The organism is Nonomuraea lactucae (assembly GCF_003313395.1).
Lineage (GTDB): Bacteria > Actinomycetota > Actinomycetes > Streptosporangiales > Streptosporangiaceae > Nonomuraea > Nonomuraea lactucae.
The window spans coordinates 1-3,259 of sequence record NZ_QNFZ01000693.1 but is presented as its reverse complement, the minus strand read 5'-3'; the positions used below and the strand labels follow the sequence as shown (position 1 = coordinate 3,259).

Genomic DNA, 3,259 nt, shown 5'->3' with positions numbered 1-3,259 from the left:
CGGGCGGCGGTGGCGGGCGCGCTGGAGGCCGTCGGCCTCGCCGGGCGCGCGGGAGACCGGGTGCAGGAGCTGTCCGGCGGGCAGCAGCAGCGGGTGCTGATCGCCCGCGCCCTGGCCGGGGAGCCCGACACGTACGTCATGGACGAGCCCACGGCGGGCGTCGACGCCGAGACGCAGCAGCTGCTCGCCGACACGCTCGCCGCGCTGGTGCTCGGCGGGAAGACGATCGTGCTCGTGGCGCACGAGCTGGGCCCGCTGGAGCCGCTGATCACCCGCGGCGTCGTCGTACGCGATGGCCGCATCGCGCACGACGGCGCGCCGCCGCGGCCCGAGGGCGAGTGCGCCAGGCCCGGACACGAGCACGTGCACCCGCACGCCCCCGACGTCGCGGAGCGGGGCGCGCCGGTGGGGCCGCTGACCGGCTGGCGAGGTGAGGCATGATCTCGTTGCTGGACAAGGAGTTCTTCCAGCTCGCGCTGCTCGCGGCGCTGCTGGTGGGGCTCTGCGCGCCCGCCGTCGGCACGTTCATCGTCCAGCGGCGGCTCGCGCTGCTCGGTGACGGCATCGGGCACGTGGCGCTGACCGGCGTCGCGCTCGGGTTCCTGACCGGCAGGGCGCCCCTCGTGACCGCCGTGCTGGTGTCCGTGGCGGGGGCCGTGGCCATCGAGCTGGTCAGGGCGCGCGGGCGCACCAGCGGCGACGTGGCGCTGGCGCTGCTCTTCTACGGCGGCATCGCGGGCGGCGTCATGCTCATGGGCATCGCCCCCGGCGGCAGCAACGCCAAGCTCAACTCCTACCTGTTCGGCGCGATCGCCAGCGTCACCTCCGAGGACATCTGGATCATCGGCGGGCTGGCCGTCGCGGTGATCGGGGTGGTCGTGGTGTTCGGCAGGGAGCTGTTCGTGCTCTGCCAGGACGAGGAGATGGCCAGGGCGAGCGGCCTGCCGGTGCGCTTCCTCAGCCTGCTGATCGCCGTGACCGCGGCGCTGACCGTGGTCATCGCCATGCGCGTGGTCGGCCTGCTGCTGGTCAGCGCGCTGATGGTGATCCCGGTGGCGACCAGCCAGCAGGTCACCAGGGGGTTCCGCTCGACGATGGCGCTGGCCATGCTGCTGGGCGTGGTGGCCTCGGTGGGCGGGCTGCTGAGCTCGTCGCTGTCAGCCCGGGTGCCGCCGGGGGCGGCCATCGTGCTTCTCGCCCTGGCGGGCTTCGTGCTGGCCCTCGGTGTCGGTAGATTCGTACGCCGAGGCCGAACCCAGGAGTCCACTGTGAGCGAGCAGCCCACGCGCGTCAGGGAGGTCGCATGACGACGAGGCGCGATGCAGTGCACGACACCCTCCGCCGGAGCGAGGGTTTCCGCAGCGCGCAGGACGTCTACGCGGAGATGCGCCAGCACGGCGCCAAGATCGGCCTGACCACGGTCTACCGCGCCCTCCAGGCACTGGCCGACGGCGGCCACGTCGACGTGCTGCGCACCGACGACGGCGAGTCGGTCTACCGGGCGTGCGCCAGCGGCGACCATCACCACCACCTGGTGTGCCGCCGGTGCGGCCACACCGTCGAGGTCGCCGGTCCCGCCGTGGAGCGCTGGGCCGAGGCGGTCGGGAGCGAGCACGGCTTCACCGGCATCACTCACACGGTGGAGGTGTTCGGCACCTGCTCCGCCTGCTCGGCCTCGGTCCGGGCGGGCTGACCGGCGCGGCGCGAGCCGTACAGGACTCCCAGGACGATCACCGCGCAGCCGGCGAGCTGCAGCGGCGACGGGCGCTCGCCGAGCGTCGCCGCCGACAGCGCGACTGTCGTCATCGGCTGCACGAGCAGGAGCAGCGCGGTCAGCGCGGCGGGCTGCTTGGGCAGCGTGTAGGTGATCAGGGTCCAGCCGAGCACCTGGGGTCCGAGCGCGAGCAGCAGGAGCCACCCGTGCGCGGGCCAGTCGGGCGTGAGGTCGGCGCCGCCGAACAGGGGGCTGAGCGCCGCGATGGCGAGCGTGGCCACCAGGGTCGCGTGCGCCAGCGGCCCGGCCGTGCGCCGTGAGCCGGCCTTCATCAGCAGCAGGAACGCCGCGTACGACACCGAGGTGGCCAGGCCCGCGAGCACGCCCATCATCGGGTCGGAGCCGTAGGCGGCGCGGTCGAAGACGCCCGAGATGAGCACCACCCCGCCGAACACCACCGGGGTGGCGATCACGAGCTGGTTCGACGGCCGCTCGCGGAAGACTGCCCAGGCGGCGAACGCCACGATGAACACCTGCAGGTTGCCCAGCACGGTGGCCAGGCCGGCGCCGACGTACGCGATGGCGTGGTGCCAGAAGAGCAGGTCGAGCGCGAAGAGCACGCCCGCCGCCCAGGCCAGGGCGACCCCCTTGCCGCGCAGCGGGCCGAGGCGGCGGCGTTCCAGCCACGCCAGCACGAGCATCGGCGGCACGGCGTACGCGCACCTGAACAGCGCCGAGGTGGCCGGCGAGACCTCCGACAGCCTCACCAGCGGGGCGGAGGTGGAGATGATCAGCGCACCCGCCACCGCGATCAGCACGATACGGCGATGTGCGCTCACGGAAACCCCCGGAGGTCCAGACTAGAGATACGCTGCGACCACGCTAGAACCGGTCCCGGACAGGAGTCAACATGCCGTTTGGCCATGACACGGTCTATTCGCTGGCCACGGTCGTCGAGCTGGTCAACACCTCTCCGTCGACCGGCGGCGAAGACGACCTCGCAGGCCTGGCCGACCTGCAGTCCTTCGTCCAGTCGCGGCAGGTCAGCGGCCTCGGCACGCTGACGGCGCGCGACCTCGGCCAGGTGCGGCTGGTGCGGGAGGCGTTCCACCGGGTGTTCACCGCGCCCGACCAGCCGACCGCCGTACGCCTGCTCAACGCGCTGCTCGCCGAGACGCGCATCACACCCCGGCTGACGGAGCACGACGGGCACCCGCTGCACATGCACTACTTCGCGCCCGACGCGACCCTGGCCGAGCACCTGGCGGCCGACTGCGGCGTGGCGCTGTCCCACCTGCTGGTGGAGGGCGAGTGGGAGCGGCTGCGCACCTGCTCGGCGCCCGACTGCGACCGCGTGTTCGTGGACGAGTCGCGCAACCGCTCGCGCGTCTACTGCGACAGCCGCACGTGCGGCAACCGGATGCACGTGGCCGCCTACCGCGCCCGGAGGCGCGCCTAGCGGCACACCTGGGGCGAGACCGCCCCGCCCGCCGCCGCCAAGGAGACCACGCCGTCGACGCGCGGGCCGCGACGTGCCGGGGCCCT

The 3,259-nt window shown here is 73.5% G+C and carries 5 protein-coding genes; 4 read left to right on the top strand and 1 reads right to left on the bottom strand.

The genetic code is table 11. The annotated features are described in order from the left end of the window. From DQW85_RS25535 to DQW85_RS25525, 3 genes are all read left to right on the top strand, one after another. The coding region (locus DQW85_RS25535; protein ID WP_113702509.1) for an ATP-binding cassette domain-containing protein at positions 1-441 on the top strand (441 nt) is incomplete at its 5' end. Next, positions 438-1,307 (top strand): metal ABC transporter permease, encoded by an 870-nt coding sequence (locus tag DQW85_RS25530; RefSeq protein ID WP_113702508.1) that lies wholly within the window; start codon positions 438-440, stop codon positions 1,305-1,307. The genes DQW85_RS25535 and DQW85_RS25530, both read left to right, overlap by 4 nt. After that, the gene (locus tag DQW85_RS25525; RefSeq protein WP_113702507.1) at positions 1,304-1,693 is read left to right on the top strand and encodes a Fur family transcriptional regulator; all 390 of its coding nucleotides are present in this window, start codon (positions 1,304-1,306) and stop codon (positions 1,691-1,693) included. The genes DQW85_RS25530 and DQW85_RS25525 overlap by 4 nt, the downstream gene beginning before the upstream one ends. Here DQW85_RS25525 and DQW85_RS25520 read toward each other — a convergent pair. Then, positions 1,633-2,532: a DMT family transporter gene (locus DQW85_RS25520; protein WP_240197424.1), complete on the bottom strand. Its 900-nt coding sequence runs from the start codon at positions 2,530-2,532 to the stop codon at positions 1,633-1,635. The two genes, DQW85_RS25525 and DQW85_RS25520, sit on opposite strands and share 61 nt — an antisense overlap. A gap of 92 nt (positions 2,533-2,624) precedes the next feature. Between DQW85_RS25520 and DQW85_RS25515 the strand changes: the two genes are divergently transcribed. After that, on the top strand, positions 2,625-3,173 hold the full coding sequence (locus tag DQW85_RS25515; RefSeq protein ID WP_113702505.1) for a CGNR zinc finger domain-containing protein: 549 nt from the start codon (positions 2,625-2,627) through the stop codon (positions 3,171-3,173). Positions 3,174-3,259 lie beyond the last annotated feature (86 nt).